At 61.3% G+C, this 14867-nt stretch carries 18 protein-coding genes; all 18 read right to left on the reverse strand.

The window, feature by feature from the left end; all coding sequences use genetic code 11:
* Positions 1-317 precede the first annotated feature (317 nt).
* Complete coding sequence (locus PLANPX_RS26050) at positions 318-1121, reverse strand: hypothetical protein (RefSeq protein ID WP_152101550.1); 804 nt, start codon at positions 1119-1121, stop codon at positions 318-320.
* Positions 1122-1273: 152 nt separating this feature from the next.
* The gene (locus PLANPX_RS26055; RefSeq protein ID WP_152101551.1) at positions 1274-2110 is read right to left on the reverse strand and encodes a DUF3891 family protein; all 837 of its coding nucleotides are present in this window, start codon (positions 2108-2110) and stop codon (positions 1274-1276) included.
* A 243-nt stretch (positions 2111-2353) separates the two neighbouring features.
* Positions 2354-3391, reverse strand: coding sequence for a class II fructose-bisphosphate aldolase (gene fba / locus PLANPX_RS26060; protein WP_152101552.1), 1038 nt, complete (start codon positions 3389-3391; stop codon positions 2354-2356).
* Positions 3392-3921: 530 nt separating this feature from the next.
* On the reverse strand, positions 3922-4734 hold the full coding sequence (locus PLANPX_RS26065; RefSeq protein WP_152101553.1) for a hypothetical protein: 813 nt from the start codon (positions 4732-4734) through the stop codon (positions 3922-3924).
* A 266-nt stretch (positions 4735-5000) separates the two neighbouring features.
* The gene (locus PLANPX_RS26070; RefSeq protein ID WP_152101554.1) at positions 5001-5582 is read right to left on the reverse strand and encodes a putative metallopeptidase; all 582 of its coding nucleotides are present in this window, start codon (positions 5580-5582) and stop codon (positions 5001-5003) included.
* A gap of 100 nt (positions 5583-5682) precedes the next feature.
* Positions 5683-6258 (reverse strand): bL17 family ribosomal protein, encoded by a 576-nt coding sequence (locus tag PLANPX_RS26075; RefSeq protein WP_152101555.1) that lies wholly within the window; start codon positions 6256-6258, stop codon positions 5683-5685.
* Positions 6259-6332: 74 nt separating this feature from the next.
* Positions 6333-7325: a DNA-directed RNA polymerase subunit alpha gene (locus PLANPX_RS26080; RefSeq protein ID WP_152101556.1), complete on the reverse strand. Its 993-nt coding sequence runs from the start codon at positions 7323-7325 to the stop codon at positions 6333-6335.
* Between the two features lie 86 nt (positions 7326-7411).
* Complete coding sequence (gene rpsD / locus PLANPX_RS26085) at positions 7412-8038, reverse strand: 30S ribosomal protein S4 (RefSeq protein ID WP_152101557.1); 627 nt, start codon at positions 8036-8038, stop codon at positions 7412-7414.
* Positions 8039-8129: 91 nt separating this feature from the next.
* Positions 8130-8531, reverse strand: coding sequence for a 30S ribosomal protein S11 (rpsK, locus tag PLANPX_RS26090; RefSeq protein WP_152101558.1), 402 nt, complete (start codon positions 8529-8531; stop codon positions 8130-8132).
* Positions 8532-8616: 85 nt separating this feature from the next.
* Positions 8617-9000 (reverse strand): 30S ribosomal protein S13, encoded by a 384-nt coding sequence (rpsM, locus tag PLANPX_RS26095; RefSeq protein ID WP_152101559.1) that lies wholly within the window; start codon positions 8998-9000, stop codon positions 8617-8619.
* Positions 9001-9135: 135 nt separating this feature from the next.
* Positions 9136-9249: a 50S ribosomal protein L36 gene (gene rpmJ, locus PLANPX_RS26100; protein ID WP_145435971.1), complete on the reverse strand. Its 114-nt coding sequence runs from the start codon at positions 9247-9249 to the stop codon at positions 9136-9138.
* A 138-nt stretch (positions 9250-9387) separates the two neighbouring features.
* A complete protein-coding gene (map, locus tag PLANPX_RS26105; RefSeq protein ID WP_198421817.1) occupies positions 9388-10182 on the reverse strand; it encodes a type I methionyl aminopeptidase in 795 nt (264 codons plus the stop codon).
* 41 nt (positions 10183-10223) lie between these two features.
* Positions 10224-10784, reverse strand: a complete 561-nt coding sequence (locus PLANPX_RS26110; RefSeq protein WP_152101561.1) for an adenylate kinase — start codon at positions 10782-10784, stop codon at positions 10224-10226.
* Between the two features lie 142 nt (positions 10785-10926).
* Positions 10927-12288: a preprotein translocase subunit SecY gene (gene secY, locus PLANPX_RS26115; protein ID WP_152101562.1), complete on the reverse strand. Its 1362-nt coding sequence runs from the start codon at positions 12286-12288 to the stop codon at positions 10927-10929.
* A 183-nt stretch (positions 12289-12471) separates the two neighbouring features.
* Entirely contained in the window at positions 12472-12993 is a 522-nt protein-coding gene (rplO, locus tag PLANPX_RS26120) for a 50S ribosomal protein L15 (protein ID WP_152101563.1), read from the reverse strand.
* A gap of 139 nt (positions 12994-13132) precedes the next feature.
* Positions 13133-13603, reverse strand: coding sequence for a 30S ribosomal protein S5 (gene rpsE, locus PLANPX_RS26125; RefSeq protein WP_152102008.1), 471 nt, complete (start codon positions 13601-13603; stop codon positions 13133-13135).
* Between the two features lie 193 nt (positions 13604-13796).
* On the reverse strand, positions 13797-14165 hold the full coding sequence (gene rplR, locus PLANPX_RS26130) for a 50S ribosomal protein L18 (protein WP_152101564.1): 369 nt from the start codon (positions 14163-14165) through the stop codon (positions 13797-13799).
* Positions 14166-14274: 109 nt separating this feature from the next.
* Positions 14275-14817 carry a 50S ribosomal protein L6 gene (gene rplF, locus PLANPX_RS26135; RefSeq protein ID WP_152101565.1) on the reverse strand — a complete coding sequence of 181 codons (543 nt, stop codon included), beginning with the start codon at positions 14815-14817 and terminating at the stop codon, positions 14275-14277.
* Positions 14818-14867 lie beyond the last annotated feature (50 nt).

The raw sequence follows: 14867 nt of genomic DNA on the forward strand, positions 1-14867 counted from the left end.
TCGGCGGAAACAGGCGAAGAGCCCCCGAGGCCGTACAACCGGCAAATCTGCCGACCGCTACTCGGCCTGTGGGAGGGGTCTCCGACCCCGACTCAGCGTCGCGCTACCGATTCCGCTCGGCGTGGCGAGTGAAATCGGCGTCGGAGACGCCTCCCACAAACACTGCTTCGGGCCGCCCCGCCCGAAAACGACGATGCCCCGTGGACGCCCAGCCAAGCCGGCAATCCACGGGGCAAACGCGGTGTCACTATCTTCGGCTTGGACCGCCCACCGGGGGCCGCCCAATTGGCCCCGATGGCGTCCAAGCGAGTTCGCCGTTACGCCGACTTTTCGTCAGCCGACTCGGCTTCCTTCTTTTCCTCTTTGTCGCCCTTCTTCTTGTCGGCCTTATCGGACTTGGCGTCGGCCTTTTCGGTCTTGCTCGAGGCGGCTTCTTCACGGTCGCCGCGACCACGGCCACGACGCTCACCCTCGCCACGCGGCGGACGACCTTCCGGGCCGCCAGGGCCGCCGGGACCACCGAAGCCACGCGGGCCGCGGGCGACGATCCGCTCGTGCAACGTCCGCATCAGCGTCTCGAACTCTTCGACGCTCAGTTGGTCGTTCTTGTCGGCGTCGAACTCCTTGAACAATTCAGCCGGCGGCGGACCCATCGGGCGGAAGCCGGGGCCAGGGCCGGGGCCTTCAGGACCACGCGGGCCGCGTCCGGGACCACCGGGGCCACCAGGACCGCCCGGTCCGCGACCTTCCCCACGACGACCGTCTGGCGGACCGCCGGGACCGGGACCATCTGGACCGCGTCCCTCAGGGCCACGTGCTCCAGGCCCGCGTCCTTCCGGTCCGCGCCCGCCAGGACCACGACCCTCGCGGGGGCCGCGTTCGCCAAATTGCTCGCGACGGAACTCGCGGGCCTTCTCGCGTTCGCTGTCGCTTAGTTCGCCATCGCCGTCTTCGTCGAAACGCTTGAGCATCCGCTCGCGCATCTCTTCGCGGCTCGGGCGGTCGGCGCCCTCGGACTTCGGCGGCTTATCGGCTGGCTTTTCTGTTTCGTCATCGGCTTGGGCAACGCTCGCTAGCGACGCCAACATCAACGTCGCGCAGCCGTATCGTAGGAATCTCATGGTTCACCTCACGCCTGGGATAAGGGGAGTCTTCTACTGTTCCTGCGGCCCGCAAGAAACGTGACCGCTAAGACAATTAACTCCATCCCGATGGAGAGGTTTCGAAGCGAAAAAGAAAGTTTTCTCGACCGAATTCGGTAAAGAAACCTGCCTCAAACGTGGCGAAGCGCAGGATCGGTCGCTAGGCGCCAACGGAGCGTCTCCGGCCGGCCGCCGGCTAGCAAATCCCGCGGCGAACCATAACGCTGCGCCGGGACAAGCAAAGCGTCTGCTTCGATCTCAATTGCGGCCACGTCGAAACGCCACGGCGCGGCATGCGCGACGCCCCGATCGGGCTGGTCAGCAACGGCAGCCCCCGCGCCCGAGAGCGCCATTTCGACGGGCGTGCCGCGGCCGGCGACATATGGCTCCTTCGCGTCCGAGCGTACCTCTCCGCCCGTCGGACAGCGGCAGCAGAACCAGAGGCTCGCCTCGTCGAAGCCCCACAGCCACTCCAGCGCTTCGTCGGCGACCGCGCGATCGCGAGCGTCGGGATCGTACGATTTCCATTCGGAGAACCACGCCTCGCGACGCGACGTGAGTTCAGCCAGCCACGCCTGGGCGCGCGGCTCGAACCGCGCGTGCTCGGAATGCTCAAGCAACCGGATGAAGTGGCCGCTGGTCATCCAGGCGGCAAGCGGGCCGATTTCTTTGGCCGCCGCGATCGACCGCGACCAGATTGCCGTCGCATCGCCGACTTCCAACTCCATGAACGAAAGCGGGCGGCCAAGCTTCGCGTCGAGCCGCGGAGCCTCTTCCCATTCGCGCCAGCCATCGTCGTGCGCAGCGATCGCAACGAGGACTTCGTCACGAATGAGCGAGGCGCTCTCCGCGGAAAATCGTCCGCGACAGTGCGATGCAAGCTGTGCGCTAATGCGGGCGTGTTCGATTTGCGAGATGAGCGCCCAGCCGGGGGAACCGTCTGCCAGTTGCACGTCTCGCCGGATCATCGGTGGCTTTCTCCGCGAGACGTTGGGCTTCGGCCTGTTACGACAATCCTGCTTAGAAGCCGATGCAGCGTTTGAGCTCTTGGTTGCGCAGAAGAGCACGAGCGATCAGACAATCAACAAGAATGCTCACGCCTGCAGTATACCTCACTAAGTCGGAGGCTATTCAAAGCCAAACGGGCGGTCGCGACGTTGCGCGACCGCCCGCTGGGCATGCAATCTCGGTTCTCGAACCAGCCGATTCGCTTACTTGTAGTAGCTCGCGAACTGCTCGGTCGAGACTGGCTTAATCTTCGGAGCGTGGCCGGCCTGACCGAAGGCAACCATGCGGTCGATGCAGACTTGCTTCATCGCGTCGCGGGCCGGCTTCATGTAGTCGCGGGGGTCGAACTTCTCCGGCGATTCGGCAAAGACCTTGCGGATGGCGCCGGTGATCGCGAGCCGGTTGTCGGTGTCGACGTTGATCTTGCGAACGCCGTGCTTGATGCCGCGTTGGATCTCTTCGACCGGCACGCCCCACGTCGGCTTCAAGTGGCCGCCGTACTTGTTGATGATGTCCTGCAGTTCCTTCGGCACGCTGCTGCTGCCGTGCATCACGAGGTGGCAGTTCGGCAGACGCTTGTGGATCTCGACGATGCGGTCCATCGCCAGCACTTCGCCAGTCGGGGCCGAGGTGAACTTGTAGGCGCCGTGGCTGGTGCCGATGGCGACGGCCAGGGCGTCGACCTTCGTATCCTTGACGAATTGCTCGGCTTCGGCCGGATCGGTGAGCAGCTGATCGTGCGACAGGACGCCGGTGGCGCCGTGGCCGTCTTCTTGCTCGCCTTCGCCGCTGACCAGCGAGCCGAGGCAGCCGAGTTCGCCTTCAACCGAGACGCCGACGGCGTGGGCCATCTTCGTGACTTCGCTGGTGACCTTCACGTTGTAGGCGTAGTCGGCGGGCGACTTGCCGTCGGCTTGCAGCGAGCCGTCCATCATGACGCTGGTGAAGCCGTTCTCGATGGCGCTCTTGCAGGTGTCGGGGCTGTTGCCGTGATCTTGGTGCATCGCCATCGGGATGCCGGGGTAGAGTTCGGCGGCGGCCAGCATGAGATGGCGGAGGTAGTTGTCTTGCGAGTAGGAACGGGCGCCGCGGCTCGCCTGAACGATAACCGGCGATTCAGTCTCGCGAGCAGCTTCCATGATCGACTGGATCTGCTCCATGTTGTTCACGTTGAAGGCGGCCAGACCGTAGTTGTTCTCGGCGGCGTGATCCAAAAGCAGACGCAGGGGTACCAGGGGCATATTAAACTCCTCGAATCGTTAGGCTCGTCGAACCATCGGGCCGGCCCAAATAGCCGACCGCTTTGCCGCCGAAAGCCCCCCATTCTAGCAACTTGCTAGACGCTCCAAGAGGGGGTCGAAAACTGCTACTTCTCGCACCAAACGTGCTAATTCCGGCCTACTCTTCGCTCAATGACATTTGAGTTTTGCGTCACTTCGGGGGGCCCCACTAATATGGTGCAAAAGTCGGTACATCGCCGCCGGACGAATCACCATTCGCCCGCGATTTGCCGATGTTTTCACTGTTTTTAGGATGGCCCGGCGCGGCGACTTTTGCGTTTTTCGCCTCAGCGCAAAACGTGCATAAGTCGCAATCTCTGGCAGGATCATCGCATTCACGACGCCATCCCAAACGAACTATCGAGAATGTAATCCGTCGGAATCAGCCGCCGCCGCTACGGCGCATCGCTAGATTCAACCCTAACTTATCGCCGCGAGATCGATCATTGCAGCTGGCCGTTTCGGCCATCTGGCGCCGACTGAATGCGCTGCTACTTCTTTTCAGCGAGAATCTCGCTCGGCGGCACCTGCATTAGGCGGATAAGAATGAGCTTGCGCTCGTCGCGGCCGGCGGCGCTCGCGGTGTGGAAGACGCCGCCCAAGCTGGCTTTGGCGTCGGGGAGGCAGCCGACGACCAACAACTCGCCTGGCGTGAGATTCGCCTCCATCGCCAGATCGTTGAACACCTCGCGCTCGCGCGAGGGAATCGACATGAAGATTCCCTGATCGCTGCCGGCGTAACGTTGCTTCATCTCCCCGTGGTGCAGCTCGGGAATCAACCGTACGCGCACCTGCTGGCCGGGAATCGACTCGGCCTCCAGCGCGTAAACGCCTTGCATCTGACGAAAGGTTTTGCCGCCGATCGAACTGCCGCTGCTGATGAGCACCTGAGCCTCGTCGCGGAGCTCCGAAACTTGTATCGACGTCGGCTCGCGACGCTTCACCTGCACGACGCGGCGCGTCACGCGCGGCATCGCAGTCTGATCGGTGATGACCCGCGAGGCGGATTCTTCTTCGGCGTCGCTCTTCAGGGCAAGCAGCTTGGAGAGGTCTTCCGGCAACGTCCCGCCGACGACGCCGACGCGGAGGCCGTTAGCGATCAGTTTTCGCCGCAGGTCGGCGTCAAACTCTTGTTCGTCGATTCGCTCCCAGAGGGCGTCGGCTTTCTTCTCTTGATCGAGCGGAATGCGAGCCTGAAAGATTTCGAGCGTGACGCTGTCGCTTGACGTCTTCACCGGCTTCAACAGCGAATCGAATGCTTGCTCGGGTGGCTTGTCGAATACCGTGCAGCCGAGCGCAATCATTGCAGCGCAGCTGAGAAGCCAAGCATTGCGGCAGATTGATGGCGAGGGCGAAGGCATGTGTGCCGTGAGAACCAGCCGGTGACGGAGCGAGAAGCTGGCGGACGTTACAAATTGCGACAGACGGCGTCAACGGCGAGTGGGTGCTAGCACGAGCTAAGCTACGCATCGAGCCTAGCGTGCTGCTGGACTGGTCGCTTAAGCGACCAGTCCAATGCGGGCTCCATACCGTGGGCAAAGCGCGAAGCTGGGCTGAAGAGCACGCTCGATCACGAGGGAATCATCTTCGGCGCGGGCCAGCGCTGGCCGCGGATGCCGCCGTGCTCGGCGGCAAGCGCGTCGAAGTCCCCTTCCAAGAACTCGTACAGATGCGGCGGCGGATCGCTCGCCAGCCACTTGCGCGTCATGCGATCCATCAACTCGTCGTACTTGCGCTGCGACGAGCCGTGGGCGTAGCAACGGCCCTCGTGGCGCCGTAGGTCGCCGTCGAAATCGGGGCCAATGTGCCACAGCTCGTGGACGATCGTCGAAAGCTTCTCCTCCAGCGGCAAGTTCATGAACCGCGGGAGATAGAAATTGAGGAGGTAGAGATACTCCTGCCCTGCACCGTCGACTAGCGGCTGAATACGGAGCGTGCGGCCGCGATACTTGCGTTCGGCGCTGCCGCCGGCAAAGCGGAGCGGCGTGAGCGTGGCGAACACGCCGTGCATGGCGCGATTTCGAGTCTGGCAGACGCCGATCGCGACGCGATCCATCTCGACGTGGACCATCTCCGGCAGGCGTTGCGCGATGTCCGCGCACACCAACCGCATCGCAGCGGTGAAGTCGAATCCATTCGACCGACGAGACATGGCGGATCGCCGTAGATGACAAACGAAACGCAGCTAAAGCTAAAAGCCACCCGCAATGCGGGTGGCTTTTAGGCTTGAACAATAATCTCAGCAGTGAGGCTTACTTCGCAGCGGCGTCGTCGAACGACGGCTTCTGGCTCTTCTGCACGACGCGATCACGCACGCCGACAAGTTCCAGAATCGCTTGCTCGCCGGCGTCGCCGAGGCGGACGTTCGGCAGGCGGACGATGCGGGTGTAGCCGCCATCACGGTCGGCAAAGCGACCAGCGACTTGGCTAAACAACACGGAGACGGCTTGCTTGTCGCCGAGCAACTGCAAGCAGCGACGGCGAGCCGTGACCGACGGAGCAATCGCGGCAGCCCAGGCGTTCCACTTCGGGCTTTGACGCCAAGCCTTCCACTGCTCGCTGTTGCGCTCGGCATCGGTGCCGTGCTTCGCAGCGGCTTCTTCAGCCACGAGCGACTTCTTCGCGATGGTGATGCACTTTTCGACCAGCGGGCGAACTTCCTTCGCCTTCGGCACCGTCGTCGTGATGCGGCCCTTCACCTTGGGCGGATTCGGATCGAACTCCGCATCCCGCTCGGTGAGGAACAGCGCACTCGCCAAGAAACGCAACAGAGCGCGCTGATGACTGGGGTTACGCCCTAACTTACGACCGGCTCTACGATGACGCATGGCTCTAACTACCTAACGCTGTCTCTCGCTCGGCAACTACGTCGCTCGACGAAAGAAAACTAATTGAACTTAAATTAAAAACTGGCCGCGGCGCTCGCCACCCGCATCCCGAGGTGCAGGTTGAGGTCGCGAAGCTTCTGTTGGACTTCAGCCAAGGTCGTCTCGCCGAAGTTGCGGACTTCCAGCAACTGATCCTCGGTGCGGACCACGAGATCGCGAACCGTCATGATGTTTTCCGACTCGAGGCAGTTGCTCGCCCGGACCGACAGGTTGAGGTCGGCGAGCGGCATGTTGAGCTTCGACTCGAGGGCGGCATCGCCCGTCGGCTGGCTACCGCGAGCCGCGGCGTGAACCTGCGGGCCGAGGTGGGTGTACTGCACGAACGGCGTGAGATGCTTCCGCAGAATCTTGGCCGATTCGACAATCGCCATTTCCGGGCCGACCGAACCGTCGGTCCAGATTTCGATCGTTAGCTTGTCGTAGTTCGTCTTTTGGCCGACGCGGGTTTCTTCGACGTCGTAGCGAACGCGGGTGACGGGGCTGAAGACCGCGTCGATCGGAATGATGCCGATTTCGTGGACTTGCTCAGCTTGCTCGGTCGCGGAAACGTAACCGCGGCCATTTTCGACGACCATTTCGACGACGAAGGGAACGTCGGTCGTCAGAGTGGCGATTAAGAGATCCTTGTTGATGATCTCGACCGATTCATCGGTTTCAATGTCCGACGCACGAACTTCGCCGGCAGTCTTACGCTCGACGCGCAGAACCTTCGTCGAATCGCTGTGGTTCTTCACCACGAGCGACTTGATGTTCAGCACGATGTCGGTGACGTCTTCGAGAACGCCTTCGATCGTGGTGAACTCGTGCTGGGCGTTGTGAACCTTGATCTGCGTGACCGCACTGCCTTCGAGGCTCGAAAGCAAGATGCGACGCAGGCCGTTGCCGACCGTCGTGCCGAAACCGCGCTCAAACGGCTCGGCAATAAACTTGCCGTAGGTCCGCGTGAGGGTCGACGCGTCGCAGATCACCTGACTGGGCAGTTCAAGTCCACGCCATCGAATATGCATCGTTTATCTCCACCGTCTCTGTGTACCGGCCGCCTGGGGAAGGCGGCGAATGCGTCGTGGCCCGGGGAGGGCCGCAGCTCGAAGCGTTACCGCGAGCACAATTCGACGATCAACTGCGTCTGCACCGGAATCGATACGTCGTCCGAAGCGGGCAGCCGGCCGACGATCCCTTCTGGAACGTCCGAGCCAGTGACCGACAGGAAGTCGGGCGTTTGCCGCGAATTCTCGGCCATGTGGCCCTTGGCCAAATCGAGGCTCTTCGAACGGTTCTTCACGCGGATCACGTCGCCGACTTGCACCAGGTAGCTGGAGATGTCGCAACGCTTGCCGTTGACGGTCACGTGGCCGTGGCAAACCAGCTGGCGAGCCGCCGAGCGGCTCAAGCCGAAGCCGAGGCGATGAACGACGTTGTCGAGCCGACGCTCGAGCAGGCTCATCAGCACGTCGCCGGTGTTGCCCTTGGTCGCTTCAGCCCGCTGGTAGTACTTGCGGAACTGACGCTCGAGCACGCCGTAGTAATGCTTGACCTTCTGCTTTTCGCGAAGGTGGACGCCGTAGTCGGTCAGCTTGCCGCGGCGGCTTTGCTGCTGGCCCGGAGGGGTGTCGCGACGTTCGATGCCGCACTTCGGCGTATCGCAGCGAGTGCCCTTGAGAAACAGCTTCATCCCGTCGCGGCGACAGAGACGACAAACAGGTCCGGTGTAACGTGCCATGAATAAGCGATCGGTGACTGGTGATCAGTGACTGGTAATGTATTGGTGCGAGCCGGGTCGTCTCGACCCCGGCGAATTGAGCGGCGACGACTTAGACGCGGCGCTTCTTGCGGGGACGGCAACCGTTGTGCGGCAGCGGGGTGACGTCTTCGATCGACTTCACCTTGAGGCCGGCGGCTTCCAGGGCGGTGATGGCGCTTTCGCGACCGCTGCCCGGACCCTTCACCTTCACCTCGACGTCCTTCATGCCGTACTTGCGCGCCTTTTCAGCGGCTTGCTGAGCGGCCATCTGACCGGCGAACGGGGTGCTCTTACGGCTTCCCTTGAAGCCGCTCGTCCCGGCGCTGGCCCAGCAGAGGGTGTCGCCCTTGGTGTCGGTGATCGTCACGGTCGTGTTGTTGAACGTCGCCGTGATGTAGGCGATGCCAACGGTGACGTTGCGACGCACCTTCTTGGGCTTCGGGGCTGCTGCGGCTTTGGTCTGCTTGGCCACTGGTCGATTACTCCAAACTTGGGGCCGCGGTCGGCGATTGCGTCGCGGCGAACTAACGGTGAATGAATGAACTCAGGCTGCGCGACTAGCGCAGATCCTTGACGCCCTTCTTGCCGGCGACCGTCTTCTTCGGTCCCTTGCGAGTGCGAGCGTTCGTCTTCGTCCGCTGGCCGCGAACCGGCAAGCCCCGGCGATGACGCATGCCGCGGTAGCAAGCGATGTCGCGAAGGCGCGAAATGTTTTGGCTGACTTGCCGACGAAGCTGACCTTCGACGGTGTAGTCCTTGTCGAGAAGCGCCGCGATGCGGGCGACTTCGTCTTCGCCAAGGTCGCGGGCCTTGCCAGCCGGGTCGATGCCCGCCTTGTGGCACAACTCGCGGGCGATCTTCGGCCCCACGCCGTACAGGTACGTGAGCGAAATCACCACTTGGCGATCATTCGGGATGTCGACGCCGAGCAAACGAGGCATTTTTTAATTACTCCAACTCATACGGAATGCCGGCGCGCCAGCGCCAGGCAACCGGAGGAGGGTTCGGGGTTCGGGGTTCAGGAATGCGAACCAGCCAAACTCAACTGAACCCTATACCCTGAAACCTGAACCCTATTAACCTTGCCGCTGCTTGTGCCGCGGATTGCTGCAGACAACGCGGACCACGCCTTGGCGGCGGACCACCTTGCACTTATCGCAGATTCGCTTGACGCTAGCCCTAACCTTCATCGCACGCGCCCTTCTCGACCGCAACCGTTTCTGGGGAAACGGTGCAATATAGCCGCTTGACAGCCGACCCTTCAAGGCCTCCATCTCGCGGAAAAATACCTAATCCCCCATCCCACCGCGGAACGGGGTATAAAACGCTTAAACCGCCATGTTTTCCATCTCCGCCGGCGTCGGCGCTACCGTCAGCAGCACCGGCCCGTCCGAAGTGATCGCCACCGTATGTTCAAAATGGGCGCTTGGCTTGCCGTCCGCCGTCACCTGAGTCCAGGTATCGGCGAGCATTTTGACCCGCTTCGTTCCCATATTGACCATCGGCTCGACCGCGATCACCAGCCCTGGCTCGATCCGAAAATCGCCGCTGCCGCGTAGCGACCGGCTGGCAAAATTCGGCACCTGCGGCTCTTCGTGCATCTCCCGGCCGATGCCGTGCCCAACAAAGCACTCCACCGTCGAGAAACCGTGATCGCCAATGTACGTCGCCATTTCCCGAGCGATGGCGCTCCAATAACTCTTGGAGTTCATCAACTCGATCGATAGCTTTAACACGCCATGCGTCGCATCGAGCAACCGCTGAACTTGCGGGGAGATGGCGCCCACCGGGTAGGTAAACGCTGCATCGCCGCACCAGCCGTTCAGCCGGCAACCCGTATCGAGACTCAGGATATCGCCTTCCACCAACGGCTTGTTCGTCGGAATGCCGTGAACCACGGCCTCGTTGACGCTCATGCAACAAACCGCGGGAAACGCGGGCTTGTTGCGGATGCTGTTGGGGTAGTTTTTAAACAGCGGTTCGGCGCCTAGCTGGGCGAAGTGATCGGCGATGGCATCGTCGATCTCCACCGTCGTCACGCCGGGGCGAACCATTTGCGCTGCGATCTGATGAGCCTGCCACACGGCGAGCCCAGCTCGCCGCATCAGACCGATCTCACGCATCGACTTAAGATTCACCATCGCCGCTTTGATCGTCGCCCGCGCTAGGCGCGGACGCCGTTCAACTCCGCTTCAATTCTCGCAAACACTTCATCCGGCGAGCCCAACCCGTCGATTTCGCGAAGGGTTCCGCGGCCTTGGTAGTAGGCCGCCATCGGTTCGGTGAGCTCGTCGTACTGTTCCAATCGCTTCACGATCACCAGTTCGTCGTCGTCCTGACGACCGCGACCGGCGAGGCGTTCCAGCAAAATTTCTTTCGGCACATGGATCTGCACCGCTAAATCGAGCGGCGTTTTCCGTTCCGCCAACATCTTGTCGAGCATGTTCGCCTGGGCGGCCGTCCGTGGAAAACCATCCAGCAGATACCCGCCCGCGCAGTCGGCCCGCGCCACCCGCTCGATCACCAACTGGTGCACCAACTGGTCCGGCACGAGTCGGCCGGTCTTCATGAACGGCTCGGCCTGGTGACCGGCTTCAGTCCCCTGCCGCATCGCTTCGCGAAGCATATCGCCCGTCGACAGGTGGGGCACCTGCAGCCGTTCGGTGAGACGCTTGGCCTGCGTCCCTTTGCCGGCGCCGGGAGGTCCGATTAGCACGATACGCATGACGCAACCACCCAAGCGACGACGAAAAAAAGCCGGCTCGCCAATTCTTTCGCGGCTCCGCCCGCGATTGGCTATCGACCTTTCCTCATCGGCAATGCCTGTCCGAATATCGTGCCCGTGCCTGCGCGGTTGGTCCTAGCGTTTAGGACTCCAACAATCCCTTGTAATTCCGCATCACCAAATGACTATCGATCTTCTGCACCAAATCAAACGCCACGCTCACCGCAATCAGCAAGCTGGTGCCGCCGTAAAAGTTGGCGACCAGCGGCGTGACGTTTAGCGAGCCCGAAATCATGCTCGGCACGATCGCCACGAGCGCCAGGAAGCCGGCGCCGACGTAGGTGATCCGGAACATGACTTTTTCCAGGTAATCGGCCGTCCGTTTGCCCGGCCGGTAGCCAGGAATGAACGAGCCGTAGTTCTTCAAATTGTCGGCGACGTCCTTCGGGTTGAAGGTGATAGCCGTCCAGAAGAAGCAGAAGAAGAAAATCAGAGCGATGTTCGTTACGGCGTAGACGAAGCCGCGACCGCCGAACAACTGAGCGATGCCGTCGAAGGTCATGCCCCAGGCGCCATTGGCGTCAAATAGCTTCCCTAGCCCGCCGAAGACGATCGCCGGCAGCATCAACAAGCTGCTGGCGAAAATGATCGGCATCACGCCGGCCTGATTCACCTTCAGCGGCAAGTACTGGCGAGTACCGCCCATCACGCGGCGACCGCGGACGTGCTTGGCGCTCTGCATCGGGATTTGACGTTGGCCCATCGTGATGAACACGACGCCGAAAATCACCGCCACGAACATTAGCGCCAGGATGATCAATTGCTCGATGCCGAGTTGACCGTCGCCGCCGGTCAGTTCGAGCGACGATTGCTTGAGCAACTGCATGCCGGCGCCAGGCATCGCCGACAGAATGCCGGCCATAATCAGCAAGCTAATGCCGTTGCCGATGCCGAACTCGTCGATTTGCTCGCCGATCCACATCAGAAACACCGTACCGGCGGTCATCGTCAGCACAGCGACGATGGTCCAGCTGAACATTAACGTCCGCGTCGGCGCCGTTGGGTCGACGACGAACGAATCGTAGGCCAAATTGGGCACGATCGACTTCACGTAGATCCAGCTTTGGATAATGCAAATGAAGACCGTCGCGTAGCGGGTGTACTCGTTGATCTTCTTGCGGCCCGCTTCGCCTTCCTTCTGCAGCGCTTCGAGCGGCGGGTACACGCTGCCCAAGAGCTGGAAGATAATCGAGGCCGAAATGTACGGCATGATGCCGAGGCCGAAGATCGTCACCTGGTCGAGTTGGCTGGCGCTGAAGACGGCGACTTGCTTCAAAATATCGGCCATGCCGCCGGCGCGCGAGAACGTTTCGACCTTGTTCGGGTCGACGATCGGCAGCGGAATCTGGAAACCAAGCCGATAGACCGCCAACAGGCCGAGCGTCAGCAGAATCTTCTTCCGCAGCTCAGGGATCTGCCAAACGACGCGAAGCTTTTCCCACATAGCATCATCCTGTCACGCGTACGCGCGGGAAGCTTGTCTACAAAACGCTAAAAGTACCAACACGCAAAAACTGCCGACACTCGGCTGCAACCTTTCGATCAGCTCTTTCTCGCTGACCGAAAACTGACAGCCGATTGACGACAGCCGTGCTAGCGTGTTCCATCTTGAGGCCTGCTCAGGCAATTAAGCCTTCGCTTTGGCGGCAGCGGCCTTCTTTTCTGCCTTCTTCTCCGCCTTGTAATCTTCCACCGAAGCCCGGCCCGGCAGCAAGATCATTTCGCCGCCAGCTTGCTTGATCTTCTCAGCAGCCGATTCGCTGAAGCGATGGGCCGAGATCTTCAACTTCTTCTTGAGGTCGCCGTCGCCCAGAACCTTGAGCACGTCGAACCGGCCGCGGGCCAGGTTCTTCGCAGCCAGGGTGTCGAGCGTGACTTCTTCGCCGGCGGCATAGGCTTCCTCGATCTGGCCGAGGTTCACGACGACGACCTTCAAGCCCCAACGATTGTTGAAGCCGCGCTTCGGAATGCGCTGCACGAGCGGCATGTTGCCGCCGGTAAAGGTGACGCGCGTGCTGTTGCCGTTACGCGAGCCGGCGCCCTTGTGACCGCGGCCGGCGGTCTTGCCGTGGCCCGAACCGATGCCGCGGCCAATCCGCTTGCGCTTCTTGTTCTTAACAATGCCGCGATTGACGTCGTCAATATTCATGGTCGTGTGAAATGCGTTAGTAGGTGAATCGAGGTGAGTAAGTGTTAGGTGAGTAAGTCATTCGGTTTGAGCTAGCATCTGAGGAGGGTTCTGCACCCACTCACTTAAACACCTACTCACTTACTCACCCACTCCCTCCCTACGAAAGGTGCACGCCGCGAAGACGCTCGACGTCGGTCTTCGGACGAAGCTGTTCCAGGGCCGCCATCGTCGCTTTGACCAGCGAGACGGGATTGTTGGAGCCGAAGCTCTTCGTGAGGATGTCGTGGATGCCGGCGGCTTCGCACACGGCACGCACCGCGGCGCCGGCGATGACGCCCGTACCAGGACCGGCCGGGGCCAACACTACCTTGGCGGCGCCATAACGGCCCTTCACCAAGTGGGGGATCGTGCTGCCATCGCGAGCGACGACGATTTGTTGACGCATGCCTTCCTTGACGGCCTTCTCGACGCTCGGCGGCACTTCGTTCGCCTTGCCGTAGCCCCAGCCGACCTTGCCGTCGCCGTTGCCGACCACGACCATCGCCGCGAAGCTAAAGCGACGACCACCCTTGACCACCGCGGCGCACCGCTTGATCTTCACGACGTTTTCTTGCAACTCGCCGCGGATCTTCTCTTTAGGAGCCGCGTTGCGTTGTCCGTCGCGGGACTTGCCACCGCGCTGTCTGTCTTGGCTTCCGGTCGACACGAGTGTTACTCCGCTTGATAGCTGTCAGCTTTCAGCACTCAGCTGTCAGCCAGACGAAACTACATTTGACTTATCTTATCTGGCTGACAGCTGAACGCTGACAGCTGATCGCTCTTTAAAAATCCAAGCCACCGGCACGAGCTGCTTCGGCCAGTGCCGCGACGCGACCATGGAACTTGCAGGCGCCGCGGTCGAACCGGACCTTCGTCACGCCAGCCTTCGCAGCACGCTCGGCAATCGCCTTGCCGATCGCTTCCGCAGCAGCCTTGTTGCCGCCGTACTTGATCGCCTTCGACAGTTCCTTGTCAGCCGTCGAGGCCGAAGCCAACGTCTTACCGATGCTGTCGTCGATCACCTGGGCAGTGATGTTGCGCAGCGTCCGACAAATCGTCAGACGGGGACGTTCGGCATCGCCCTTCAGGCGCTTGCGAACGCGAAACGTCCGCCGCTGCCGTTGCTTGCCGAGTGCCTTTTGATGTTCCATTGTTCTATCCTGAGCGATCAGCTTTCAGCGATCAGCTGTCAGCCAAACTACCTTGGTTCGATCATGCGTCATTGGCTGAAAGCTGAACGCTGATCGCTGAATGCTATTACTACTTCGCGGTCTTACCAGCCTTACGACGGACTTGCTCGCCTTCGTAACGCACGCCCTTGCCCTTGTAAGGTTCAGGCTTGCGAACGGCACGCACTTCGGCGGCGAACTGACCAACCTTTTGACGGTCGGCGCCCTTGATCGAAATGTGCGTCTGGTCGGGGCAGGTCACGGTCAGACCGGCGGGAATCTTCTTGTGAATTTCGTTGGCGAAGCCGACCCGCAATTGCAGCGTGTCGCCAGCAATCGCGGCCAGGTAACCAACGCCCTGAATTTCGAGCTTCTTCTCGTACCCGGTCGACACGCCTTCGACCATGTTGCGGATCAAGGCGCGGGTCAGACCGTGGAGGGCGCGGGGGAGGCGATCGTCGTTCTTGCGAGTGACGACGATTTCCTTGGCGCCAGCGTCAACTTCGACCGTCACTTCCGGACGATGCGTCCAGACCAACTTGCCGAGCTTACCTTCGACGGTGACTTCACGATTGGCGACGTTCACTTTAACGCCATCAACAATCGAAACCGGTTTCTTGCCAATACGCGACATGATTGAGCTCTCAGCTATCAGCCGTCAGCTTTCAGCCAGACGACGCAGTA

It is taken from the genome of Lacipirellula parvula (genome assembly GCF_009177095.1).
Taxonomy (GTDB): domain Bacteria; phylum Planctomycetota; class Planctomycetia; order Pirellulales; family Lacipirellulaceae; genus Lacipirellula; species Lacipirellula parvula.